The 23,294-nt window shown below is 64.4% G+C and carries 20 protein-coding genes and 1 pseudogene; 14 read left to right on the plus strand and 7 right to left on the minus strand.

The features are described 5' to 3' along the window. Positions 1 to 114: 114 nt before the first annotated feature. Both hemB and yihA read right to left on the minus strand, forming a co-directional pair. Positions 115 to 1,113, minus strand: coding sequence for a porphobilinogen synthase (gene hemB, locus OKW39_RS13650; protein WP_090802152.1), 999 nt, complete (start codon positions 1,111 to 1,113; stop codon positions 115 to 117). A 278-nt stretch (positions 1,114 to 1,391) separates the two neighbouring features. After that, positions 1,392 to 2,054: a ribosome biogenesis GTP-binding protein YihA/YsxC gene (yihA, locus tag OKW39_RS13655; RefSeq protein ID WP_429562871.1), complete on the minus strand. Its 663-nt coding sequence runs from the start codon at positions 2,052 to 2,054 to the stop codon at positions 1,392 to 1,394. Positions 2,055 to 2,274: 220 nt separating this feature from the next. On the opposite strand from yihA, the gene OKW39_RS13660 reads away from it, so the two are divergent. From OKW39_RS13660 to msrQ, 5 genes are all read left to right on the plus strand, one after another. Further along, entirely contained in the window at positions 2,275 to 2,928 is a 654-nt protein-coding gene (locus OKW39_RS13660; RefSeq protein WP_429362807.1) for a c-type cytochrome, read from the plus strand. 118 nt (positions 2,929 to 3,046) lie between these two features. Next, the gene (locus OKW39_RS13665) at positions 3,047 to 5,257 is read left to right on the plus strand and encodes a cytochrome c biogenesis protein ResB (RefSeq protein WP_090802149.1); all 2,211 of its coding nucleotides are present in this window, start codon (positions 3,047 to 3,049) and stop codon (positions 5,255 to 5,257) included. 4 nt (positions 5,258 to 5,261) lie between these two features. Next, the gene (ccsB, locus tag OKW39_RS13670; protein WP_090802147.1) at positions 5,262 to 6,473 is read left to right on the plus strand and encodes a c-type cytochrome biogenesis protein CcsB; all 1,212 of its coding nucleotides are present in this window, start codon (positions 5,262 to 5,264) and stop codon (positions 6,471 to 6,473) included. Positions 6,474 to 6,679: 206 nt separating this feature from the next. Continuing rightward, complete coding sequence (gene msrP / locus OKW39_RS13675) at positions 6,680 to 7,675, plus strand: protein-methionine-sulfoxide reductase catalytic subunit MsrP (protein WP_187612942.1); 996 nt, start codon at positions 6,680 to 6,682, stop codon at positions 7,673 to 7,675. 10 nt (positions 7,676 to 7,685) lie between these two features. Then, entirely contained in the window at positions 7,686 to 8,387 is a 702-nt protein-coding gene (gene msrQ, locus OKW39_RS13680; protein WP_429562872.1) for a protein-methionine-sulfoxide reductase heme-binding subunit MsrQ, read from the plus strand. Between the two features lie 111 nt (positions 8,388 to 8,498). Here msrQ and lysA read toward each other — a convergent pair whose 3' ends face one another. After that, positions 8,499 to 9,761 (minus strand): diaminopimelate decarboxylase, encoded by a 1,263-nt coding sequence (gene lysA, locus OKW39_RS13685; RefSeq protein WP_429562873.1) that lies wholly within the window; start codon positions 9,759 to 9,761, stop codon positions 8,499 to 8,501. A gap of 9 nt (positions 9,762 to 9,770) precedes the next feature. Beyond that, a complete protein-coding gene (gene lptM / locus OKW39_RS13690; protein WP_090802141.1) occupies positions 9,771 to 10,115 on the minus strand; it encodes an LPS translocon maturation chaperone LptM in 345 nt (114 codons plus the stop codon). A gap of 35 nt (positions 10,116 to 10,150) precedes the next feature. Between lptM and cyaY the strand changes: the two genes are divergently transcribed. Continuing rightward, positions 10,151 to 10,471: an iron donor protein CyaY gene (gene cyaY, locus OKW39_RS13695; RefSeq protein WP_090802140.1), complete on the plus strand. Its 321-nt coding sequence runs from the start codon at positions 10,151 to 10,153 to the stop codon at positions 10,469 to 10,471. Between the two features lie 94 nt (positions 10,472 to 10,565). On the opposite strand, the gene OKW39_RS13700 is transcribed toward cyaY, so the two are convergent. Beyond that, the gene (locus OKW39_RS13700) at positions 10,566 to 12,962 is read right to left on the minus strand and encodes a penicillin-binding protein 1A (RefSeq protein ID WP_429562874.1); all 2,397 of its coding nucleotides are present in this window, start codon (positions 12,960 to 12,962) and stop codon (positions 10,566 to 10,568) included. A gap of 270 nt (positions 12,963 to 13,232) precedes the next feature. Between OKW39_RS13700 and pilM the strand changes: the two genes are divergently transcribed. From pilM to OKW39_RS13735, 7 genes and pseudogenes are all read left to right on the plus strand, one after another. Beyond that, positions 13,233 to 14,222, plus strand: coding sequence for a pilus assembly protein PilM (gene pilM / locus OKW39_RS13705; RefSeq protein WP_090802137.1), 990 nt, complete (start codon positions 13,233 to 13,235; stop codon positions 14,220 to 14,222). Further along, positions 14,219 to 14,905, plus strand: a complete 687-nt coding sequence (locus OKW39_RS13710; RefSeq protein ID WP_429562875.1) for a fimbrial assembly protein — start codon at positions 14,219 to 14,221, stop codon at positions 14,903 to 14,905. Before pilM ends, OKW39_RS13710 begins: the two co-directional genes overlap by 4 nt. Next, the gene (locus tag OKW39_RS13715) at positions 14,902 to 15,834 is read left to right on the plus strand and encodes a hypothetical protein (RefSeq protein WP_429562876.1); all 933 of its coding nucleotides are present in this window, start codon (positions 14,902 to 14,904) and stop codon (positions 15,832 to 15,834) included. Before OKW39_RS13710 ends, OKW39_RS13715 begins: the two co-directional genes overlap by 4 nt. Continuing rightward, positions 15,831 to 17,551, plus strand: a pseudogene (locus OKW39_RS13720) (type IV pilus secretin PilQ). Before OKW39_RS13715 ends, OKW39_RS13720 begins: the two are co-directional and overlap by 4 nt. Before the next feature lie 114 nt (positions 17,552 to 17,665). Next, entirely contained in the window at positions 17,666 to 18,217 is a 552-nt protein-coding gene (locus OKW39_RS13725) for a shikimate kinase (RefSeq protein ID WP_090802131.1), read from the plus strand. An 8-nt stretch (positions 18,218 to 18,225) separates the two neighbouring features. Beyond that, complete coding sequence (gene aroB / locus OKW39_RS13730) at positions 18,226 to 19,302, plus strand: 3-dehydroquinate synthase (RefSeq protein ID WP_167368607.1); 1,077 nt, start codon at positions 18,226 to 18,228, stop codon at positions 19,300 to 19,302. A gap of 144 nt (positions 19,303 to 19,446) precedes the next feature. Further along, complete coding sequence (locus tag OKW39_RS13735) at positions 19,447 to 20,649, plus strand: deoxyguanosinetriphosphate triphosphohydrolase (RefSeq protein WP_311541596.1); 1,203 nt, start codon at positions 19,447 to 19,449, stop codon at positions 20,647 to 20,649. 100 nt (positions 20,650 to 20,749) lie between these two features. Here OKW39_RS13735 and OKW39_RS13740 read toward each other — a convergent pair whose 3' ends face one another. Both OKW39_RS13740 and OKW39_RS13745 read right to left on the minus strand, forming a co-directional pair. Further along, the gene (locus OKW39_RS13740) at positions 20,750 to 21,130 is read right to left on the minus strand and encodes a DUF883 family protein (RefSeq protein ID WP_090802126.1); all 381 of its coding nucleotides are present in this window, start codon (positions 21,128 to 21,130) and stop codon (positions 20,750 to 20,752) included. Between the two features lie 367 nt (positions 21,131 to 21,497). Continuing rightward, positions 21,498 to 22,223, minus strand: coding sequence for an OmpW/AlkL family protein (locus OKW39_RS13745; protein WP_429356249.1), 726 nt, complete (start codon positions 22,221 to 22,223; stop codon positions 21,498 to 21,500). Between the two features lie 187 nt (positions 22,224 to 22,410). On the opposite strand from OKW39_RS13745, the gene OKW39_RS13750 reads away from it, so the two are divergent. Further along, positions 22,411 to 23,118, plus strand: a complete 708-nt coding sequence (locus tag OKW39_RS13750) for a transposase (protein WP_013090727.1) — start codon at positions 22,411 to 22,413, stop codon at positions 23,116 to 23,118. The last annotated feature ends 176 nt before the right edge of the window (positions 23,119 to 23,294 follow it).

A 23,294-nucleotide genomic window follows, 5' to 3' on the forward strand; every position in this document is an offset into this window, starting at 1 on the left:
GCGGGGCGTTGCAAGACCGCCGCTTCGCAAACGGCAGCACAAAAAAACGGAGGCGAAACCCTAAGGTTCGCCTCCGTTTTTTTCTCGACGGCCGCGCGCTAAACCGCGCCTGGCTTACTTCTGCGAACGCAGGATCTTCGCGGCATCCAGCGCGAAATACGTCAGCACGCCGTCCGCGCCTGCACGCTTGAACGCGAGCAGCGATTCCATCATCACCTTGTCGTGATCGAGCCAGCCATTCTGCGCGGCGGCCTTCAGCATGGCGTATTCGCCGCTTACCTGGTACACGTAGGTGGGGAACTGGAACTCGTCCTTCACGCGACGCACGATGTCCAGATACGGCATGCCCGGCTTGACCATCACCATGTCCGCGCCTTCGTTGATGTCGGCCTGCACTTCGCGCAGCGCCTCGTTGGAATTTGCCGGGTCCATCTGGTAGGTCATCTTGTTGCTCTTGCCGAGGTTCGTCGCGGAACCGACGGCATCGCGGAACGGGCCGTAGAACGCCGAAGCGTACTTCGCCGCGTACGCCATGATGCGCGTGTGGATATGGTCCTCGCTCTCGAGCATTTCGCGGATCGCACCAATGCGTCCGTCCATCATGTCCGACGGCGCGACGATGTCGACGCCGGCTTCCGCCTGCGCACGAGCCTGCTCGACGAGGATCTCGACGGTTTCGTCGTTGATCACGTAGCCGGCTTCGTCGAGCACGCCGTCCTGACCATGGCTCGTATACGGATCGAGCGCCACGTCGGTGAGCACGCCGAGCCCCGGAAAATTCTTCTTCAACTCGCGCACCGCGCGCGGGATCAGGCCCGCGGGGTTGGCCGCTTCACGGCCTTCGGGTGTTTTCAGCGAGGGCTCGATCGCGGGAAACAGAGACAACACCGGCACGCCCAGTTCGACGCACTGCCCGGCGACGCCCATCAGCAGATCGACCGACACACGCTCGACGCCCGGCATCGACGGCACGGCTTGCCGCACGTTGGTTCCCTCGACGATGAATACGGGGTAAATCAGATCGTTGGTCGTGAGGATGTTTTCGCGCATCATGCGACGCGAGAAGTCGTCACGGCGCATGCGGCGCGGACGGTAGTGCGGGTAGAAGCTCATATCGAATCGAAGATCGTGGATAGGTGGAGTGGACAAATAGCACCTAGCTCCGCTCCCGGAAACTTTTCGAGACAATGGTATATCATACCGATCGAGCAAGGCGCCTAGCGCTGACCTCCCCGCTTCTCCTCCCTGAGCGGGTGCCTGTCGTTTTTCGATTAGGCTGTTTGACCCGCCGTTCAAGCGGCGGGTTTTTTTATGCGCGGCCGCAAACGCGCTCTGACGCGGGTTTTACAGGCATATCACGCGTGCCGCGGGATTCCTGCATTGATATGCGTTCAGCCCGCGGCCGGCGTTTCGCCTGTTTCGCCCGCTGCCTCCGGGATCAGCCAGCTCTCGATCAGCTCATGCGCTTCATCGAGCCCGGTTCGCTTGAGCGCCGAAAACAGTTGCGCGGTGAGTTCGCCGCGATAGCCCGCAGCCCGATATTCGGCCAGTCCCTTCTGCGCGGTGCGCAACGCGTTCGTGCTTTCCTGGCGCGTCAATTTGTCGCATTTGGTGAGCAGCGTGTGGATCGGCTTGCCGGTCGGCGCGAACCACTCGATCATGCGCCGATCTAGATCCGTCAGAGGGCGGCGCGAATCCATCATGAGGATCATGCCGCGCAGTTGCGAGCGCGATTGCAGATACGTGGACAGCAGCGCTTCCCAGTGCGCCTTCGCCGCACCCGGCACTTCCGCATAACCGTAGCCCGGCAGGTCGACCAGATAGGCGGTCGGCTCATCCGCCTTGCCAACCGAAAAATAATTGATGTGCTGCGTGCGGCCAGGCGTCTTACTTGCGAATGCAAGTCGCTTCTGATTGCAGAGCACGTTGATCGCGGTCGATTTGCCCGCGTTCGAGCGTCCCGCGAAAGCGATCTCGGGCTGCGCGGTGGACGGCAGGTCGCGCAGATGATTGACGGTGGTATAGAAGCGGGATTCGTGGAGCAGGAAGGGCATGGTGGAAGCCAGATTGGAGAAGCTGCGGAGCCCGCAGCGGGAACGGGGTCAAGCCCGACTGGCGTCTAAGCGATTAGCGAGTTATTGTACAATACGATGGTTTACTGAAAACCTTAGGAGGCCGCCCCACGTGCCTTGGCGGCTCCTGGCGGTCACTCGGTCGCCGTCGTCGTACTTTGCAGAACATCTAAAATCCCACAAGACGAGACAGGGTGTGCGAATGAATCGACTGTGCAAGACTCTGATGGTGCTTCATGTAACGGCAGCTCTTTCAGGTTTGGCAATTCAGGCACGAGCAGCAGATCCGGCAAAGCCGGACATCAATCGGGGGCAGGCAATCGCGGTACAGGTATGCGCGTCATGTCACGGCGCAGACGGCAACAGTGCCGGCGGCGCATACCCGAAACTGGCGGGCCAGCATCCTGAGTACCTCGTCAAGCAGCTCAGAGATTTCAAGCCGCAGCCGGGCGCCAAACAGGCCGCGCGCAACAATGCGATCATGGCGGGCATGGCCGCCGCGCTTTCCGATCAGGACATGATCAACGTCGCGGCTTACTTCTCGACGCAGACGCCCAAGCCAGGCTATGCGCACAACAAGAAGACCGTCGCGGTGGGGCAGCAGATCTATCGCGGTGGGATTGCTGACCGCGGGGTGCCGGCCTGCGCGGCCTGTCACGGGCCCACGGGGCAGGGCATTCCGATCCAGTATCCACGCCTGTCGGGGCAGTGGGCCGAGTACTCGGTCACGCAATTGACCGCGTTCACGCAAGGTCCGGGCGCTCGTAATAACAACGACGCGATGCATGCGATAGCATCGCGTCTGTCGGACAACGAAATCAAAGCGGTTGCCGACTACATCGCGGGCCTGCATTAAGCGCTTCGTCCGCGCAAATCCAACCGGCCCGGCGAGGCCGGTGAAAAACAAGAAAAGGGTGAGGGTGTCGTCGCTACGACAGCCCTTCACCCTTTTTTGCTGTTCAGTCGGAGATTGAATGAGCGTCACCACGTCGGGTCTGCAGTCGAAGTCGGGCAATCGCGTCATGCGCAGCGCCATCGAGCTCCTGAGCTCGATGCGTTTCGCCATTGCGCTGCTCGTCATTCTGTCGATCGCCAGCATCATCGGTACCGTCCTCACGCAGGACGATCCGTATCCCAACTACGTCAACCAGTTCGGTCCGTTCTGGGCGGACATCTTCCGCGCGCTGAGCCTCTACACGGTGTACAGCTCGTGGTGGTTCATGCTGATTCTCGGCTTCCTGATGGTGTCTGTGTCGCTCTGCGTGATCCGAAATGCGCCGAAGATGGTCGCCGACGTGAAGAGCTGGAAGGACAAGGTTCGAGAAGGCAGCCTGCGCGCGTTCCATCACAAGGGTGAGTTCGCGGTGCACGGCACGCGCGCGCAGTCGGCGGCGGTGCTCGCAAGGTTGTCGGCGAAGCTCGGCTACAAGTTCGTCACGCGCGAGTCGGACGGCGCGACGTTGATCGCCGCGAAGCGTGGCGCGCTGACGAAGTTCGGCTACATCTCCGCGCACCTCGCGATCGTCGTGATCTGCCTCGGCGGCCTGCTCGACAGCAATCTGCCGATCAAGCTGCAAATGTGGCTGTTCGACAAGTCGCCGATCAACTCGAACACGGTGATCAACGAGATTTCGCCCGAGCATCGGCTGTCGCAATCGAACCCGACGTTCCGCGGCTACGCGTGGGTACCCGAAGGGCAGCACGTGTCGACCGCGATCCTGAATCAGCCCAATGGTTCGCTGATCCAGGACCTGCCGTTTTCGATCGAGCTCAACAAGTTCATCGTCGATTACTACTCGACCGGCATGCCGAAGCTGTTCGCGAGCGACATCGTCGTGATCGATCACAAGACCGGCGCGCGCGTGCCGGCGCGCGTCGAGGTCAACAAGCCGTTCGAATACGACGGCGTGTCGATTTATCAATCGAGCTTCCAGGACGGCGGCTCGCAGATGCAGATGACTGCCTTCCCGATGTCCGGCCCGAGTGCAAAGCCCGCGCCGTTTGGCGGCACGATCGGCGGCAGCGCGCCGTTGAGCTCGGCCACGCCGCTGGCCGATGGCCAGACCGTCGAATTCACCGACTTCCGCGCGATCAACGTCGAAAACATCTCGAACGGCAACGGGCAGAACGATGCGCGCGGGGTTGTCGCGCAGCACTCGCTGAAGGAAGCGTTCGACGAGCGCCTCGGCTCCGGCGCGAAAACGTCGAAGCCGCTCGATCTGCACAACGTCGGCCCGTCGGTGCAGTACAAGATTCGCGGCAAGGATGGCCAGGCGCGCGAATACAACAACTACATGCTGCCCGTCGACGTGAACGGCGAGAAAATGTTCCTCGCCGGCATGCGCTTGAATCCCGATGACCCGTTCCGCTATCTGCGAATTCCCGCCGACAGCGGCGGCACGCTCAAGGAATGGATGAATCTGCGCGCCACGCTGGAAGACCCGAACCAACGGGCCATCGCCGCTCATCAATTCGCGCAGCGTTCGGTGCCGGGTTCAAATGCGGAGTTGCAGCAACATCTGGAGGAAAGCGCCTTGCGGGTGCTGACCCTTTTTGCGGGCGCCGACGGCAGCATGAAGATGCCGAATGGCGAAACGCTCGGCGGCTTCCAGGCGGTCGCTGGGTTTATCGACCGCTCGGTACCGAAGGGCGAGCAGGAAAAGGCCGCGGGCCTGCTGCTTCGCATGCTCGAAGGTGTGACGTGGGACTTGTGGCAACTGTCGCGCCAGCGGCTCGGCGAGCCCGCCGCGCCGGCCGATGCGGACACGAGCCGCTTCATCCAGAGTTCGCTTAATGCGATTTCCGACAGCTTTCTGTATGGATCGCCGGTCTATTTGCAGCTTGACTCATTCAAGCAGGTGCAAGCTTCGGTATTTCAGTTGACGCGCGCGCCGGGCAAAAAAGTCGTGTATCTTGGCAGCCTGCTTCTCGTATTGGGCATCTTCTCGATGTTCTACGTTCGCGAACGGCGTCTGTGGTTCTGGCTCAAGGACACGGACCACGGCACGAGCGTCGTAATGGCGATGTCGAGCGCGCGTAAGACGCTAGACTTCGAGAAAGAGTTCGTCCAGACGCGGGCCGCCGTGAGCGCCGCATTGGGCGCGAAACTCATCGAAGCAGCCGATGCCAGCCCGGCCGGCCAGGCCGCCGCTGCGTCGGCAAGCTCACAGGATTCGACCCGGTAAGATCATGGACTTGACTCAGGTTTCCTCCTCCTCTTCTTCTGCTTCACGCGCCGACAAGGCGTTTGCGAGCAGCACGCCCGAACTCCCGAACTTCGACGAACGGCCGTTCCTGAAACGCCTGGGTATCGTCGACTGGCTGTTCGCGCTCGCGCTCGTCGGGGGCGCCGGGTTCGCGCTGTCGCGCTATTACCCGTTCATGAACTACTACGACAAATTGGTGCTGATGTGCTCGGTGCCGGTTTTCGTCGTGCTCGGCTGGCGCTGGAAGCCGGTGCGTCCGCTGATGGTGGGAATCGCCGCGCTGTCGCTGCTCGCAATCCAGATCTACCACGGCGATCTGAGCCGCGCCGACAACGCTTTCTTCCTCAAGTATTTCCTGTCGAGCCAGTCCGCGATCCTGTGGATGAGCGCGCTCTTCGTATTCGCGACCGGGTTCTACTGGATCGCGCTGCTGTCGCGCTCGCCGACCGGCGCCGCGATCGGCTCGAAGATGACGTGGGCGGCGGTGCTGATGGGCTTCGTCGGCATGATGGTGCGCTGGTACGAGTCGTATCTGATCGGCGCGGACGTTGGCCATATTCCGATTTCGAACCTCTATGAAGTGTTCGTGCTGTTCAGCCTGATCACCGCGCTGTTCTATCTGTACTACGAGCAGCACTACAACACGCGCGCGCTCGGCGCGTTCGTGTTGCTCGTGATCAGCGCAGCCGTCGGCTTCCTGATGTGGTACTCGGTCGCGCGCGATGCGCAGCAGATCCAGCCGCTCGTGCCGGCGCTGCAAAGCTGGTGGATGAAGATTCACGTGCCGGCGAACTTCATCGGCTATGGCAGCTTCGCGCTGTCGGCGATGGTCGGCGTCGCATATCTGGCGAAGGAACGCGGCGTGCTCGCGGATCGTCTGCCGGCGCTCGACGTGCTCGACGACGTGATGTACAAGTCGATCGCGGTCGGCTTCGCGTTCTTCACGATCGCGACGATTCTCGGCGCGCTGTGGGCCGCCCAAGCCTGGGGCGGCTACTGGAGCTGGGACCCGAAGGAGACGTGGGCGCTGATCGTGTGGCTGAACTACGCGGCCTGGCTGCACATGCGTATGATGAAGGGCCTGCGCGGCGCGCTCGCCGCGTGGTGGGCGCTGACCGGGCTGCTGGTCACGAGCTTCGCGTTCCTCGGCGTGAACATGTTCCTGTCGGGCTTGCATAGCTACGGCAAGCTGTAAGATCCGCCGCGCTGAACCGACTAAGAACCGCCGCGTGCTTTCGCACCGGCGGTTTTTTTATGGCCGATGGAATATTCGTTGCTCCCCGGTGTTCGCCAGTCGAGCACCAGAGCAACTACCCATGGATGACAGACGCCCCCAAAGGGGCGATCATCAATAAGGCTCCGCAACGCGCGCGACGCGGCGGGCCGGCAAGGAGTAGCACGATGTGGATCAAGCGAAGCGACAGAATTCAACTGACCGGCGATGACATCGCGCGCAGCGAAATCGCGCCGCGGCACGTGTTCGAAAACCGGCGACGCATCCTGCAGGCGGCGGGCGCGATGGCGCTCGGCGGCCTGATCGGCGTGAGCGGCGAGGCGCTCGCGACCTACTCGTCGCCCGATCCGAAGGCGCAGAAGCTCGCGGCGAAAACCAACACCAGGTTCGTCGCGCTCGACAAGATCACGCCGTACAAGGACATCACGACCTACAACAATTTCTATGAGTTCGGCACCGGTAAATCCGACCCCTCGCAGCGCGCGGGCACGTTGCGGCCGCATCCGTGGAAGGTGAGCGTCGAGGGCGAGATCAAGAATCCGAAGGTGTACGACATCGACGATCTGCTGAAGCTCGCGCCGCTCGAGGAGCGTGTGTACCGGCATCGCTGCGTCGAAGGTTGGTCGATCGTGGTGCCGTGGATCGGGGTCTCGCTGTCGGAGCTGATCAAACGCGTCGAACCGACCGGCAATGCAAAGTACGTGCAGTTCATCACGCTCGCCGATCCGTCGCAGATGCCAGGGTTGTCGGCACCCATACTCGATTGGCCTTACTCCGAAGGCCTGCGGATGGACGAGGCGATGCATCCGCTGACGCTACTGACGATGGGCCTCTACGGCCAGGTGCTGCCGAATCAGAACGGCGCGCCGGTGCGCGTCGTGGTGCCGTGGAAGTACGGCTTCAAGAGCGCGAAGTCGCTCGTGAAAATCCGCTTCGTCGAGAAGCAGCCGCCGACGAGCTGGAACACGTACGCGTCGAACGAATATGGGTTTTATTCGAACGTGAATCCGAATGTCGATCATCCGCGCTGGAGTCAAGCCACTGAAAGGCGCATCGGCGAAGACGGCTTTTTCACGCCGAAACGCAAGACGCTGATGTTCAACGGTTACGGCGATCAGGTCGCGTCGCTCTATCAGGGCATGGACCTGAAGAAGAACTTCTAGGGCGAGCGCGATGGTTTCCGATACGCAAACTGTCACCCGCACCGAGCCTGCGACGCGGCGGACCTCGTCGGCGTCGGCGGCGAAGCTGCGTTCCACCGGCGGCGCGCGCTGGGTCGTGCCCACCAAAGTCGCGGTCTTCATCGCGGCGCTCTATCCTCTCGCGCGCCTCGTGCTGTTCGGCCTGACCGACCGGCTCGGCGCGAATCCGATTGAATTCATCACACGCTCGACCGGCCTGTGGACGCTCGTGTTCCTGTGCATCACGCTCGCGGTGACGCCGCTACGCCGTCTGACCGGCGTCGCCGCGTTCGTGCGTTTGCGCCGCATGCTCGGGCTCTACACGTTCTTCTACGCGACGCTGCATTTCACCACGTACCTGTGGTTCGACAAGTGGTTCGATGTTGCGGAGATTCTGAAGGACATCGGCAAGCGGCCGTTCATCACGGTGGGCTTCGCCGCGTTCGTGCTGCTGATCGCGCTCGCGGTCACGTCGCCGCGCGCGATGGTGCGCAAGCTCGGACGTCGCTGGCAGACGCTGCATCGCGCGATCTATGCGATCGGCGTGCTCGCGATCCTGCATTTCTGGTGGATGAAGGCGGGCAAGCACGACCTGCTGCTGCCGAAGATCTACGGCGCGGTGATGATCGCGTTGCTGGGATGGCGACTGGTGGTGTGGATACGTGAGCGGAGGATGGGAACGCGCCGACGATGATGGCGAGTTTATTGGCGTCACGCTGTTTCAAATAAAAATGGCGATGCCACCGTGGCATCGCCATTTTCGTTGCTGCGCTCGACCTTCGCGCTCTGCCGCAGGGACTGACGTTTACGCCGGCAGTATCGTTTCATCCGCAAACAGCTGCTTGACCTCTTCGCGCGCGCGAACCACATGCGCCTGTGTACCATCCACCATCACCTCGGCGGCGCGCGCACGGGTGTTGTAGTTCGAGCTCATCACGAAGCCGTACGCGCCGGCCGAGCGGATCGCGAGCAGATCGCCGGGTTCGATCGCGAGCAGCCGCTCGCGGCCGAGCCAGTCGCCGCTTTCGCAGACCGGGCCGACCACGTCGTACACATGCGCGGGGACGTCGCGCTTCACGACCGGCTCGATGGCGTGATAGGCGTCGTACATCGCGGGGCGCGCGAGATCGGTCATCGCCGCGTCGACGATCGCGAAGTTCTTGTCCTCGCCCGGCTTCAGAAACTCGAGACGTGTGAGCAGCACGCCCGCATTGCCGACCAGCGAGCGGCCCGGCTCGAAATAGACTTCGCGGTGACCGTGGCCGCGCGCTTCGATGCGATCGAGCACCGTGCGCACGAACTCACCGATTTCCGGCGGCGTTTCGTCGTCGTAGGTGATGCCCAGACCGCCGCCGACGTCGATATGGCGAATCGACACGCCGTCCTGCTCGATCTGCTCGACGAGTTCCAGCACCTTGTCGATCGCGTCGAGATAGGGCGCGACTTCGGTGATCTGCGAGCCAATATGGCAGTCGATGCCGATCACCTCGAGATTCGACATCGCTGCGGCCGCCTGGTAGGTGGCACGCGCATCTTCGAACGCGACGCCGAACTTGTTGGTCTTGAGTCCGGTGGAAATGTACGGATGCGTTTTCGCATCGACATCGGGATTCACGCGCAGCGACACCGGCGCTTTCTTGCCCATCTCGCCCGCCACCGAATTGAGGCGGTCGAGTTCGGGAATCGATTCGACGTTGAAGCATTTGACGCCCGCCGCGAGCGCGTCGCGCATTTCGCTTGCCTGCTTGCCAACGCCCGAAAACACGGTGTTTTCCGCTTTGCCGCCAGCCGCGAGCACGCGCGCGAGCTCGCCGCCCGACACGATGTCGAAGCCCGCGCCGAGGCGCGCGAACACGTTCAGCACCGCGAGATTGCTGTTGGCCTTGACGGCCACGTGCACGCTCGCGCGACGCCCCGCGCAGGCGCCCGCATAGGCGTTCCACGCTGCGGTGAGCGCGGCGCGTGAATAGACGTAGAGCGGCGTGCCGAACTGCTCGGCGAGGGAAACGGCGGACACGCCTTCGGCGTGCAATACGCCGTCGACGTAGTCAAATGCGGATCGAGTCATGCGAAAGTCTTATTGAACGGAAGGGACGGCAGAGGCGGGCAGCGGCACTGCGGGAGCCGATGCCGCCGAAGCGGGCGGCGCCGCGAGCTGGTCTTCGGGGGCGAGCGTGAGCGGCGTGCCCGAGGTGTCCGGGATCGAACCCGTGTCGGCCGCGCTGCCGCTAGCCGGTTGCGTTCGATCGGTCGATGGTGTTTGCGTGCGGTGAGCCGGCGGGGCAGGCATCGGCGGTACGGTCGGCAGATAGAGTGAGCCGCGTTGGCCGCAGCCGGTAAGCGCACAACCTGCGAGAATGACTAAAACCGCTACAATCGCGCGGCCGGGCGCTGCCGCGCGCATCCGAGTTACGACTCGCATGACTGTCCCTGAATGAATAATCGATGGAGTTTAGCATGTCCGATAGTGATTACCTGACCCGTGCGGAAGCCGTGCTGGCCGCCATCGAGAGCGCGCTCGACGACATCGACGCCGACATCGAGCTCGAGCGCAGCGGCAACGTTTTGACGCTCGAATTCGAGAACCGCACGAAGATCATCGTCAACCTTCAGCCGCCGATGAGCGAGATCTGGATCGCCGCCAAAGCCGGTGGTTTCCACTTCCGTTTCGTCGACGGTGAATGGCGCGACACGCGCAGCGGCGCGGAGTTTTTCGCGGCGCTGTCGCAGTATGCGACGCAGCAGGCTGGCGAGCCGGTGCGGATCGCCGCGCTATGAGCGCGGTGTAATAAGCGCGAGACGCTCTCAAAACAAAACCGCCGCGTAACGAACGCGGCGGTTTTTTCTTTTCTAGCGGGACATCGACGCAGCCTCAGTGCCCGCGGAACAGATTCATGATGTCCTGCTTTTCCTGTTCGCCAACCTGTTCCGGAGCGGCGGCTGCCGCGCTCGCCTCCGCATCGAGCGTCGCCTGACTGACGCCGACCGTCGCGATGAAGCCGTGGCCCGGCGTGAACTCGTCGAAATAAAGCTCCGAGCCGATTTCGCTGACGCCGTCGGGGCGTGGCATCTTGTACTCGGGCACCCCCTTCAGCGCGCGTCCCATGTACTCGATCCACACCGGCAGCGCCAGGCCGCCGCCGGTTTCCTTGTCGCCGAGGCTGCGCGGGTTGTCGTAGCCGATCCACGCGATCGCGGTGAGCGTGTGCTGATAGCCGGCGAACCACGCGTCGCGGGAATCGTTGGTCGTGCCGGTCTTGCCGGCGAGATCGGTGCGCTTGAGCACGTTGCTCTTCGCCCCGGTGCCGTGCTGCGCGACGCTTTGCAGCAGGCTGTTCATCACGTAGGCGTTGCGCGGTTGGATCGCGAACGGCGCGCTTTGCCCGGCCACGAGCGGCTGCGCGTGCGCGACGACGATGCCGCGCTGATCGGTGACTTCGGCGATCAGATACGGATTGATCCGATAGCCGCCGTTGGCGAACACCGAGAACGCGCCGGCCATTTGCAGCGGCGTCACGAGGCCCGCGCCAAGCGCCATCGGCAGATAGGCGGGATGGCGGTCCGCGTCGAAGCCAAACCGCGTGATGTATTGCTGCGCGTACTTCGGGCCGATCTGGTTCAGGATGCGGATCGACACGAGGTTCTTCGATTTCTGCAGCGCGGTGCGCATCGTCATCGGACCGTCGAAGCCGCCGCCGTAGTTTTTCGGCTCCCACGCCTGGCCGCCGGTTTCGGCGGCGCTGAAGAAGAGCGGCGCGTCGTTGATGATCGTGGCGGGCCCGAGGCCCTTTTCGAGCGACGCCGAATAGATGAACGGCTTGAAGCTGGAGCCCGGCTGACGCCACGCCTGCGTCACGTGATTGAACTTGTTCTTGTTGAAGTCGAAGCCGCCGACCAGCGAGCGGATCGCACCGTCCTGCGGCACCAGCGAGATGAACGCGCCTTCCACCTGGGGCAATTGCGTGATCGACCAGTCGCCCTCGTCGTTCTTCACGAGCCGCACGATCGCGCCGGGCCGGATGCGCTGATTCGGCTGCGCGCGCGGGCCGAGCGCGAACTGCGCGTAGCGCAGGCCGTCGCCCTGAATGGTCGCGACATTGCCGTCGATGAACGCCGCCTGGACCTGCTTCGGGCTCGCCGCCGTGACGACGGCCGCGATGATTTCGCCATTGTCGGGATGTTCGAGCAGCGCGTCGTCGATGGCCTGCTCGCGCTCGTCGGCGTCGGCCGGCAGATCGATGAACGCCTCCGGGCCGCGATAGCCGTGACGGCGCTCGTAGTCCATCAAGCCTTTGCGCACCGCGTGGTAGGCGACGTCCTGATCGGCCGAGTCGATCGTGGTCACGACGTTCAGGCCGCGCGTGTAGGCTTCCTCGCGATACTGCGCGTACATCATCTGCCGCACCATTTCCGCGACGTATTCCGCGTGCACGCTGTACTCCTTGCCCATGCCCTTCACGACGAGCCGCTGCCGGCTCGCCTCGTCGTACTGTTCCTGAGTGATGTAGTGCAATTCGTACATGCGCTGCAGGATGTACTCCTGGCGCACCTTCGCACGCTTCGGATTGACGACCGGGTTATACGCGGAGGGCGCCTTCGGCAGACCGGCGAGCATCGCCGATTCGGCGAGCGTCAGGTCCTTCAGATCCTTGCCGAAGTACACGCGCGCGGCACTCGCGAAACCGTACGCGCGCTGACCGAGATAGATCTGATTCATGTACACCTCGAGAATCTGATCCTTGCTCAGCTTCGACTCGATCTTGTACGCGAGCAGCATCTCGTAGATCTTGCGCGTGTACGTCTTCTCGCTGGACAGAAAGAAGTTGCGCGCGACCTGCATCGTGATCGTGCTCGCGCCTTGCGTCGCATGACCGTTGGTCAGCGCGACGAAGCCGGCTCGCGCGATGCCGGTGAGGTCGACGCCGCCGTGCTCATAGAAGCGCGCGTCCTCGATCGCGAGAATCGCTTTCTTCAGGCTGTCGGGCACGTCCTGGATGTGCACGATGTCGCGCCGCTCCGCGCCGAATTCGCCGATCAGCACGTGGTCGGCCGTATAGATTCGCAGCGGCACTTTGGGCTGATAGTCGGTCAATGCATCGAGTGACGGCAGGTTCGGCGTCGCGACGACGAGCGCATAGCCGAGCACCAGCGCCACGCATACGATGCCCGCCACGATCAACCCGACAAAGCCGAGGATCAGCTTCAGCCATAACGGACGTTCGCGCCGTTTCGGCGCGGGCGGCGGGGACGTAGGAGACGTGGCTTGCATAGGAGTACCGGAAAAACAGTCCCGCGATTATAGCCGCCAGGGTTTTTCTGCTTTCGACAAGCTTACGAATGACGCGCAATCGGCACACGCCAGGCGGCGCGGGAATGACTTCGCTGTAGTCCCAACTGTAGTCGCTTTGATGTCGCTCGGGGCGGCTTCGCATCCGCGTTAGCCATTCGGCTGAATGTCGTTAGGACGTGCGTCTGCCGACAATGATCCCTCGTTACTCGCGTTCGAATGGTTCGTCGCGTGAGTCAGAGGGAGGGCGGTATGGCCTATAAAAATTCGTGGCTTCAGGCGGTGCGGGAGGGCCGGCAGCGTTTCGCCGCCGGCATCGATGTCGGTTCGCAAAACGTGCGTCTCGTCGTGGTGAGTCAACGCGCCCGGGGCGCGCTGCATCTCGAACATATGAGCACGGTGCCCTTCGCGGCCGGCACCATGGCGGGCGCCGAGATCGTCGATCGGCAGGCCGTCGCGCGGGCGTTGCGCGATGCGTTCGCCGGTTTGCCGCGCGTATGCGCGACGCACGCGCTGCGCTGCGCGATGGCCGTGCCTTCGTCGGCCACGCTAACGACGACAGTGCCGCTCGCGCGGCTCGCCGCTCAGAGCGACTGCGAGGCGGAGGACGGCGGCGTTGCGCTCGCCGGACTTGCGCCCGCGGTGATGGGAGAGGCGGAGCGCATCGCCGGCCTCGAGCGTCATGCGCTCGCGGTCGACTGGTACGTCGACGAGACGCCGTCGCCGGTGCGCTCGGTGAAGATCGCCGCGACCGCGCGCCAGCATCTCGAAGCGCGGATCGAATGCGCCGCGACCGCAGGGATTTCGCTGTCCGCGATCGATGGCGAACCGCACGCGGCATTGCGCGCGCTGCGCCACGCGGCCAGTCGCGAACTCGACCCGAACGAGCCGTACGCGGCGGTGTGGGTCGGTACGGACGGCGTGTACGGCTGGAGCGTCGTCGATGGCGCGAGCGTCGGCGAGATGCGCTACCCGGCGCCGGAGCATGCCGATCTCGCCGACGCGTTGCGCGATCTCATGCGCGGGCCGGAGTTCGACTGCGCGCTGATTGGCGGCGAAATCGATCTGCTCGACGGCGTCGGCTTTTCACTCGCCGATATTGGCGACGTGCTCGGCTGCTCGGCGCTGCCGTTCGAATGCGCGCTGCTCGGCAGCCACGCGCGGCCGCTCGACGACGCCTTGCTGCACGAGCCGGCTGGCGCGGTCGCGTTTGGGCTCGCGTTGCGCGGGGTGCTGGAATGAAGGCCGTTCTGTCGTTTTCGTCTGGCGTCGCCGCGAGTGCCGATCAGCGCGCCGCTGTACCGTGGCTGGGCGGCTTCAATCTGCTGCCGTATCGCCAACGCAACGCGCGACTCGCGCGGCGCCGCTGTATGCGCGACTGGGCTGTGGCCGCTTGTGTCGGTGCCGCGGGTGTGTTGCTCGTCGCCGGTTGGCAGAGCTTCGCTGCAGCGCGGCTCGATGCGCGGCTCGCGGCGGCCGGGCAGGCGCTGACTCCGCTCGCCGTGCCGCTCGCGGAGCACGCGAAGCTGTCGCGGGCCGAACAGGATGAGCGCGAAGCCGCGGCGCGCGCCGCGAGTCTCGCGAGGCCGCTCGCACATCTGCGCGATCTGCTCGACGCGCTGAGCTTCGAACCCGGCGATCGCGTCGTGTTGCGGCAGTTGCGCCAGCGCGAGTACGAGACTGAATTGCTGGCGACTTCGAGTGACCATATCGCGTCGGCTGAGTGGCTCAAGCGGCTCGGCGCGATCCACGGCGTGCAGGGCGCGGAGATGCGCGATCTGCATCGGCCGACGGGGAAGGGCGGCGCGTCGACGGAACAGGCGATAGGCGGACCCGTGGAGTTCGATGCGCGCCTGCGCTGGGGCGATCCGCCGCACAAGCCGGCACGCGCCCTGAAGGCCGCACCAACGGGAGGTGCGCGATGAGCACGACCTTTTTTGAGGCGGGTGGTGCGGCGCATGGGTCCGCGGGTTTTTCGCGCTGGGTCAAGCAGGCGCGTATGCCGCTCGAGGCGTGGAGCCGGCGCCGTCGCTGGCTCGTCGCGGCGACGCTTGCCGCGCTCGTGTTCGGCGTCGGCGCGTACGGCTGGAACGCGGCTGATCTCGCCGGACTGGAAGCGAGCCGCGCGGCGCTCGCGGTCAGCACGCAGCGTCTCGCGGCCGCGCGGCACACGCTCGCACAGCTGCCGTCGCTGCGCCGTGCAGCCGCGGCGATGCCGGCCACGGCGTCGAGCGCCGTGTCGTGGAACTCCGCCGACGACGTGCGCATCGTCTCCGAGCTGGCCACGCAAAGCGGCGTCGCGCTGCTTGCGGTGGAACCGGGCGCGGCGAGCGGCGAGGGCGTCGAGCGGATGCGCGTGCTGCAGCTCACCGCGCGCACCGACTTCGTTCACCTGATGGCGTTTTTCCACGGGCTCGCGCAACTGCCGGTGCTGATCGTTCCCGTCGACGTGACCGTCAAGCAGGACGGCAAAGGGCTCGCGGTGGCCGCGACGCTGCAGGTGTACGCCGCGCTGCGACCGGCGCCCGACACCCCGGCTGCGAGCGCCGAGGCGAGCCCTGACGCCGACGAGGCTGCCGACGATGACGACGAAGGCCTCGTGTTCTTCGATCCGTTTGCGAAGTCGCAGATCTCCGCGAGCGGCGAGCTGGGCGATGCTTCTGAGTTGCGCCTTGTCGGTTTGCTGCGCGATCGTACCCGCGGGCTCGCGCTGCTCGACACGCCAGACGGCACGACGACGGTCGCGGCTGGGCAACGACTGGGCGTCGAGCGGGTCACACAGCTCGACGCGCTTGGCATTACGCTCGCGAACGGCGGCGCGACGCGCACGCTGACGCTGACGGAGGCGTCATGATGCGCCCGCTCAAGCGATGGAGCGTGGCGAAGATGGGTGTCGGACGCGAGGTCCGCGTCGTCTCCGGACGGTGTTTCGGGCTCTACGTCGCCGCGACGCTGGGTGCCGGCGTCGCCCAGGCAGCGACGCCACTGCTGCTGCCGCCGTTGCCGACTTACGCGGCGCTCGACGACCCGGCCGTATCGGCCAACACCGCCTACGAGACGGCGCCGCTGCCGAGCGGCGGCATCGGCCAGGCGGCGAATCCGTTCGGCGACGTTTCCACGCCAGGCGCGGCCCAGGAGCCGGACACGCTCCAGCCGGCCGCGCGTTCCGCGATAGCGCCCGACGCCTCCCCGGACGACCTCGCCAACGGCCCGATGCCGCCGCCTTCGCCACAACACAACCCGCCACCCCGGCTCGCGACGACAGTGCCGGCACGCCTGGTCTCGAAGGCCCGCCGGTCCCGCTGCCGCCGCGGCCGCGCCTCGCCGACGCATCGGCCAGTGCGGACTCGGGCCTTCCCGCGGGCAACGAGCCGATCTCGCTGAGCTTTCAGCGTGCGCAACTTGGCGCGGTCCTGAAAGCGTTCGCCGAGTTCACCGGCCTGAACATCGTCGCCAGCGCCAAAGTGCGCGGCGCCGTGTCGATACGTCTCGACAAGGTGCCGTGGCGCACCGCGTTCGACACCTTGCTCGATGTCAATAATCTGGCGATGGAGCGCCACGGCAACGTAATCTGGGTCGCGCCTGCCGCCGAGCTCGCCGCGCGCGAACGTCAGCGCTTCGAAGCCCACGCGCGCGCCGCGGACCTCGAGCCGCTCGTGAGCCGCACCTTCGAGCTGCACTACGCGCATGCCGAGGACGTGCGTCGCCTGCTGACCGGTTCCGGCACCCAGCGCGTGCTGTCCAAACGTGGCGCCGTCACCGCTGATCCGCGCACCAACCTGCTGTTCGTCACCGATCTCGCGGGGCGGCTCGAGCAGATCGCGGCGCTGATCGCTTCCGTCGACCGGCCGACTCGCCAGGTGCTGATCGAGGCTCAGATCGTCGAAGGCGACCAGGGCTTTTCGCGCAATCTCGGGGTGCGGCTGTCGCTCGCCGGCACCAGCGCGGACGGTACGTCGAGAGGGCTGACGGGTGGAACGGACGGCTCCGTGTACGATCTGTCGGCCCGACCGATCTCCGGATTCGATGCCGCGACCGCCGGCCTCACGCTGTTCGCGGCTCACGCGACCCGGCTGCTGAATATCGAACTCTCGGCGCTCGAGTCCGAAGGGCATGGGAAAATCGTGTCGAGCCCACGGGTCGTCACCGCGGACCGGATGAAGGCGATCGTCGAGCAGGGCACCGAGCTGCCGTATCAGGCGAAGGTCGGCCAGGGCGTATCGGGCGTGCAGTTTCGCCGGGCGACGCTCAAACTGGAGGTCGAGCCGCAGATCATGCCGGATGGCCGCGTGGTGCTCGATCTCGACGTCGCGAAGGACAGCGTCGGCGAGCAGACCGACGCCGGGCCCGCGATCAACACCAAGCACGTCCAAACGCGCGTCGAGGTCGAGGACGGTGGTACGGTGTCGATCGGCGGAATTTACGAGACCGACGACCGTGACGACGTCGAGCGGGTGCCCCTCCTCGGCAAAATACCGGTTCTGGGCGCATTGTTCCGCCATCGGACTCATCGCGACACGCGTAGCGAACTGGCGGTTTTCATCACGCCGCGCGTGGTGCGGGAAAATTAGGGCATATAGGGCACGCATGCACCGCCGTCCGCCGGCGGCGCGCAGGCTCGACAAGGCAGCCGCTTTGCCAGTAAGCTGCGGCACGAACTACACCGGATTAGCCAGAGGACACCGTTGCAAGCGCGGGACGCACACGCCAATGTTTTTTTCGTAGGGCTCATGGGGGCAGGAAAAACCACTGTGGGTCGGGCGGTTGCGCGCCGTCTCGAGCGCCCGTTCTTCGATTCCGACCATGAAATCGAGGCGCGCACGGGCGCGCGCATTCCCGTGATCTTCGAGCTCGAGGGCGAAGCGGGCTTTCGCGATCGCGAAGCGAGCGTGATCTCCGAGCTGACCGGGCGCGACAATATCGTGCTCGCGACCGGCGGCGGTGCAGTCCTGCGGCCGGAAAACCGCGAAGCGTTGAAAAGTCGTGGCCTCGTGATCTATCTGCGCGCCAATCCGCATGACCTGTGGCTGCGCACGCGGCGCGACAAGAATCGCCCGCTGCTGCAAACGGAAGACCCCAAGGCGCGCCTCGAAGCGCTCTATGAAGTGCGCGACCCGCTGTACCGCGAATGCGCGCACTTCGTGATCGAAACCGGCCGGCCCTCGGTCAACGGACTCGTCAACATGGTTCTGATGCAGCTCGAGATGGCCGGCGTCGCCAAACATCCTGCTTCATAATGGACCGTATGATTACCGTCAACGTCGAACTGGGCGAGCGCGCCTACCCCATCCATATCGGTGCCGGCCTGATCGGCCAGACCGCGCTGTTCGCGCCGCATATCGCCGGCAACTCGGTCACGATCGTCACCAATAGCACCGTCGATCCGCTCTACGGCGACAAGCTGCGCGCAGCGCTTGCGCCGCTGAACAAGCAGGTGTCCACGGTGGTTTTGCCGGACGGCGAAGCACACAAGAATCTGCAGACGCTGAACCTGATCTTCGACGCGCTGCTCGGCTCGCGCGCCGACCGCAAGACCACGCTGATCGCGCTCGGTGGCGGTGTGATCGGCGACATGACCGGGTTTGCCGCCGCCTGCTACATGCGCGGCGTGCCGTTCATCCAGGTGCCGACCACGTTGCTGTCGCAGGTGGATTCGTCGGTCGGCGGCAAGACCGGCATCAATCATCCGCTGGGCAAGAATATGATCGGCGCGTTCTACCAGCCTCGGGCGGTGATCGCTGACATCGGCGCATTGCGTACGTTGCCCGAACGCGAACTCGCGGCGGGCATCGCCGAGGTCATCAAGACCGGCGCAATCGCCGAGGCCGGATTCTTCAGCTGGATCGAGGCCAATATCGAGGCTTTGAACCGCTGCGAACCGGAGGCGTTGACCGAGGCAGTCAAACGCTCGTGCGAGATCAAGGCGTCGGTGGTGGCGCAGGACGAGCGCGAAGGTGGTCTGCGCGCGATCCTCAACTTCGGTCACACGTTCGGCCACGCGATCGAAGCCGGCCTCGGCTATGGCGAGTGGCTGCACGGCGAGGCGGTCGGCTGCGGAATGGTGATGGCGGCGGATCTGTCCGTGAGGCTCGGCCATCTCGATGAAGCGTCGCGCAAGCGGCTCGTCGACGTCGTGCTTGCCGCGCATCTGCCCACTCGTGCTCCCGCGCTCGGCGCGGATCGTTACATCGAGCTGATGCAGATCGACAAGAAGGCGGAAGCCGGCGCGATCAAGTTCATTCTGCTGAAGCGTTTCGGTGAGACACTGATCACCCGCGCGCCCGACGCCGACGTGCATGCGACGCTGGCCGCCGCCGTCTAGATTCAACACGGCCCTGCAGCCACGCTTCACGCACCCGCGTCACGAGGCGCCGCCCATGTTTCGGAGGACCCGGTGACTGACAGGCGCAGCGACGATATCCAGCATGACACGACGAGCGCGCGCGCAGGCGCCGGGAACGGCGTCATCGCCGCCACGGTCAGCACCGCGGATGCCGCTGCCGCGGTTGCCACACCCGCCGTCCCCGCGCCGACCCAGCAGGCGCTCGAAGCGCATCTCGCGCCGTACGCGGCGCATTCGAGCCAGTCGCGTGGGCGTCGCTATGCGGAAACCGCGCCGAGCGCGCGTACCGAGTTTCAGCGCGACCGCGACCGCATCGTCCACTCGACCGCATTCCGGCGGCTCGAATACAAGACGCAGGTATTCGTCAACCACGAGGGCGACCTGTTTCGCACGCGCCTCACCCATAGCCTCGAAGTTGCGCAGATCGCGCGCTCGGTTGCGCGCAATCTGCGCGTCAATGAAGATCTCGTCGAAGCGATTTCGCTGGCGCACGATCTCGGCCATACGCCGTTCGGCCATGCCGGCCAGGATGCGTTGAACGAATGCATGCGCGAGCATGGCGGCTTCGAGCACAACCTGCAGAGCCTCACGGTCGTCGACGAACTTGAAGAGCACTACGGAGCGTTCAATGGGTTGAACCTGTGCTTCGAGACGCGCGAGGGCATTCTCAAGCACTGCTCACGCGACAACGCGCGCCGGCTCGGCACATTGGGCGAGCGCTTTCTCGAAGGGCGGCAACCGTCGCTCGAAGCGCAGATCGCCAACGTCGCCGACGAAATCGCGTACAACAATCACGACGTCGACGACGGTCTGCGCTCCGGTCTGCTGTCGCTCGAGCAGCTCGCCGAAGTGGAACTCTGGCAGACGCACTGCGAGGCGGCGCGCGGCGACTATCCGCAGATCGAGGGGCGTCGGCTGATTCACGAGACGGTGCGGCGCGTGATCAATACGCTGATCGTCGATCTGATCGAAACGACGCGGGCCAATCTCGCGCGCTACGCGCCGGCGTCACTCGACGACGTACGCGCGGCGCCACCGCTCGTCGCGCACAGTGATGCGATCGCCGCGCAGGCCGCGGCGCTCAAGCGCTTCCTGTTCAGAAACATGTACCGTCACTATCGCGTGATGCGCATGGCCAATAAGGCACGCCGCGTCGTGGTCGGCCTGTTCGACGCGTTCACCGACGACCCGCGGCTGCTGCCGCCGGACTATCAGTCGGCCGATGCGACGCGTCAGCCGCGTTTGATCGCGCATTACATCGCGGGGATGACCGATCGTTACGCGCTGAAGGAGTATCGGCGGCTGTTCGTGATCGACGACAACTAGGCGCTAGCGGCTGGGCGCGGCAAGCAGTGTAACGTTCAGCCTTCGCATCGAGCGGCCGTCGCGCCCCCTTGCCAGCACCGTCAAACCGGGCAAGCCAGCGTCATCGCGAACGGGACGCGAACAGCGCCCCCAGCACCAGCGCAAGCCCGCCGACGATCGCAATCGTCTGCCACGGATTTTCATGCACGTAGTGATCGGCGTCCGAGATCGCGACGCCCGCACGATCGCGCATCGCGTCGCGCGTGTCGTTCAGCCGCTCGCGCGCGGCGTCCAACTGTTTGCGCAGCCTGCCGCGCAGGGCCACGGCGTCGGCCTGCGTGCCGTCGGCCAAGGTCGATTCGAGTTCCGACAGCAGGGTGCGCAACTCGACCGCGATGTCTTCGGCCGCGTGGCGGCTGTGGCGAGCGATGCGCCGCGCGCGGCGACTCGCGCTGGTCCAGGATTCGCCGAGGGCGTCTCGCGTATTTGGAAGTGCTGTCATGGTCGCTCCGTCGATGAGTTGAAAGGCCCCGCGCATCGTCGCGCGGACACGCAATGCGCAGACGCAGTATCACGTCGTCGCATAGGAAACGCCATCTAAACGCAACTTCGATGCCAAGCGCTGCATCGCCGGTACCGCTGCACGCGTGCGGCTCACGACAGGATGGGGCGTGCCCGTATCGTCGCCGGATTTTGCACATGGACGCGCCGAATTCGCGTCAAATTTACAAACGCTGATGCCGGATGACGCTGCCATGCCGATGCAACAGAGACGCCAAATGCAAACGCCGTGATCGGTTCGATGACGGCGTTCCCCAGGTCGCGAAAATTCGACTACCCTAATTCAAGCTACCCGCTCTAGCGAAGCGTTAGAAACGGTAACCGACGTTGACGTAAGTGACGATCGGGTTCAGCTTGATCTTGGTTTGCGATTGCACGGTCAGCGTGCCGACCGGCGTGGCCGATGCCGAACTGAGCTTTGCGGTCGTGCTGAGCGGCAGGTACGAGATCGACACGCCGGCGAACCAATGCTGATTGAAGGCGTACGTGAAGCCCGCATTAAACACGGGTTCCCACGAACTATCCGTCGACACACTGGTCGGACCATGCAGAACGTTGGCTTCGAATGCGCTGTTGGAAATGTGTTCGTCGGTGAACCAGATGCGGCTCACACCGAGACCGAGATACGGGCGGAACGAAGCGGTCGGCGCGTTGAAGTAGTACTTGAACAGCAGCGTCGGGCTCCACTGTTTGGCCTGCCCGAGCTTGCCGAACTGCGCGAAGCTGCCCGTGCCGTACAGATCGAAAGTAGGGGGGACGCCAATGACGAATTCGGTTGCGATATGGTCGGTGACGAAGTAGCCGGCGGTGAAACCGATGGTATCGGCCGAACTCAGCGAGGCGCCGGTGTTGGCTTCGGTGATGTTGGTTGGGCTACCGCCAATGCTGGTCACGGTCAGTGGGTCGCTGCTCGATTGGGGCGCAAGATGGAACCAGCCCGTCGAGAAGTAAATGGTGCCGGCCGATTGTGCGTGCGCTGCCGTGCTCATGCAGGCTAGCACTGCCATCCCCGTTACGGCCTGTTTTAATTTCATATGTGCTCCTCCAAAAAAGGCCCGCTCATTATGACTACAACGTTTGAAACAAACCATACGCGGCGGTTAGAGTTTTCTCCCTAAGCACCGCGTGGTTTCTGGCTTGGCCGCATGGCGCCGAACCTTGCGCCCATGCGGCTCTTCGGACCTTCGGGTATATACCAACGCGACTATTGGACACTCCAGCATGGCACGGCTTGCACGTCTTTATGTCCCCGACCAGCCGCAGCACGTCATCCTCCGCGGGCTCGACCAGCAGCCCGCCTTCGTCGACGACCAGGACTACGAGCTTTTCATCGACTGTCTGAAGGCGGCCTCCCGGGACCATCACCTTTCGATCCACGCTTACGCCTTGATGCCGGGCGCCGTGCAACTGCTCGTCACGCCCACCGAGGAGTCGAGCCTGCCCAAGGCGATGCAGGCCGTCGGGCGGCGCTATGTCGCGCACTTCAACCGGCGCTATGCGCGTCGCGGCACCTTGTGGGAAGGCCGTTACCGGGCCACCGTGATCGAGGGTGAGCGCTACTTCCTGCTTGCGAGCCGGGTCGTGGAAATGTGTCCGGTGCGCTTGCAGCTGGTCAACGCGGCCGAGGATTATCGCTGGTCGAGCTACCGTCATCACATCGGCCTCACCCTCGACAGTCTGATCACGGATCACCCCCTTTACTGGTCGCTCGGCAATACGCCGTTCGAGCGACAGCGTGCTTATCGCGAACTGTGCGAGCAGCCGCTCGACGAGCGCGAGGCAAGTCAGCTCCAGCAAGCCACGTTGAAGGGCTGGGTGCTCGGCAGCGACACGTACCGCGAATGGGCGGCGCGCGCCGCCAACCGACGTGTGTCACCCCTACCGCGTGGCCGACCACGCAAGGTGCGCGAGACGCCGCATACGCAGTGAGGCGGCGGCAGGGCGATACCCCGGCGGCGCCGATAGAGCCGCTTTAAATCGGATTAAAGCGATTTGCATCAAGGGACTGCATGAAGACGGCACGTCGGATGCCGTTTTCTTTTGCCCCAAGTTGATGTGGCACCAATAAAAAATAACCGCACTGCACCAATTTGATAATCGGGGTC

The sequence above is a fragment of the Paraburkholderia sp. MM6662-R1 genome (assembly GCF_050436245.1).
In the GTDB taxonomy this organism is placed as follows: Bacteria; Pseudomonadota; Gammaproteobacteria; order Burkholderiales; family Burkholderiaceae; genus Paraburkholderia; species Paraburkholderia tuberum.

What these genes read in the sequence shown, in the direction of transcription:
- OKW39_RS13750 (WP_013090727.1), top strand. Translation starts at nt 22,411, where the DNA reads ATGGCACGGCTTGCACGTCTTTATGTCCCCGACCAGCCGCAGCACGTC.
- hemB (WP_090802152.1), bottom strand. Translation starts at nt 1,113, where the DNA reads ATGAGCTTCTACCCGCACTACCGTCCGCGCCGCATGCGCCGTGACGAC.
- lysA (WP_429562873.1), bottom strand. Translation starts at nt 9,761, where the DNA reads ATGACTCGATCCGCATTTGACTACGTCGACGGCGTATTGCACGCCGAA.
- msrP (WP_187612942.1), top strand. Translation starts at nt 6,680, where the DNA reads ATGTGGATCAAGCGAAGCGACAGAATTCAACTGACCGGCGATGACATC.
- OKW39_RS13710 (WP_429562875.1), top strand. Translation starts at nt 14,219, where the DNA reads ATGAAGGCCGTTCTGTCGTTTTCGTCTGGCGTCGCCGCGAGTGCCGAT.
- lptM (WP_090802141.1), bottom strand. Translation starts at nt 10,115, where the DNA reads ATGCGAGTCGTAACTCGGATGCGCGCGGCAGCGCCCGGCCGCGCGATT.
- OKW39_RS13745 (WP_429356249.1), bottom strand. Translation starts at nt 22,223, where the DNA reads ATGAAATTAAAACAGGCCGTAACGGGGATGGCAGTGCTAGCCTGCATG.
- OKW39_RS13665 (WP_090802149.1), top strand. Translation starts at nt 3,047, where the DNA reads ATGAGCGTCACCACGTCGGGTCTGCAGTCGAAGTCGGGCAATCGCGTC.
- OKW39_RS13740 (WP_090802126.1), bottom strand. Translation starts at nt 21,130, where the DNA reads ATGACAGCACTTCCAAATACGCGAGACGCCCTCGGCGAATCCTGGACC.
- yihA (WP_429562871.1), bottom strand. Translation starts at nt 2,054, where the DNA reads ATGCCCTTCCTGCTCCACGAATCCCGCTTCTATACCACCGTCAATCAT.
- OKW39_RS13660 (WP_429362807.1), top strand. Translation starts at nt 2,275, where the DNA reads ATGAATCGACTGTGCAAGACTCTGATGGTGCTTCATGTAACGGCAGCT.
- pilM (WP_090802137.1), top strand. Translation starts at nt 13,233, where the DNA reads ATGGCCTATAAAAATTCGTGGCTTCAGGCGGTGCGGGAGGGCCGGCAG.
- msrQ (WP_429562872.1), top strand. Translation starts at nt 7,686, where the DNA reads ATGGTTTCCGATACGCAAACTGTCACCCGCACCGAGCCTGCGACGCGG.
- OKW39_RS13715 (WP_429562876.1), top strand. Translation starts at nt 14,902, where the DNA reads ATGAGCACGACCTTTTTTGAGGCGGGTGGTGCGGCGCATGGGTCCGCG.
- ccsB (WP_090802147.1), top strand. Translation starts at nt 5,262, where the DNA reads ATGGACTTGACTCAGGTTTCCTCCTCCTCTTCTTCTGCTTCACGCGCC.
- cyaY (WP_090802140.1), top strand. Translation starts at nt 10,151, where the DNA reads ATGTCCGATAGTGATTACCTGACCCGTGCGGAAGCCGTGCTGGCCGCC.
- OKW39_RS13700 (WP_429562874.1), bottom strand. Translation starts at nt 12,962, where the DNA reads ATGCAAGCCACGTCTCCTACGTCCCCGCCGCCCGCGCCGAAACGGCGC.
- aroB (WP_167368607.1), top strand. Translation starts at nt 18,226, where the DNA reads ATGATTACCGTCAACGTCGAACTGGGCGAGCGCGCCTACCCCATCCAT.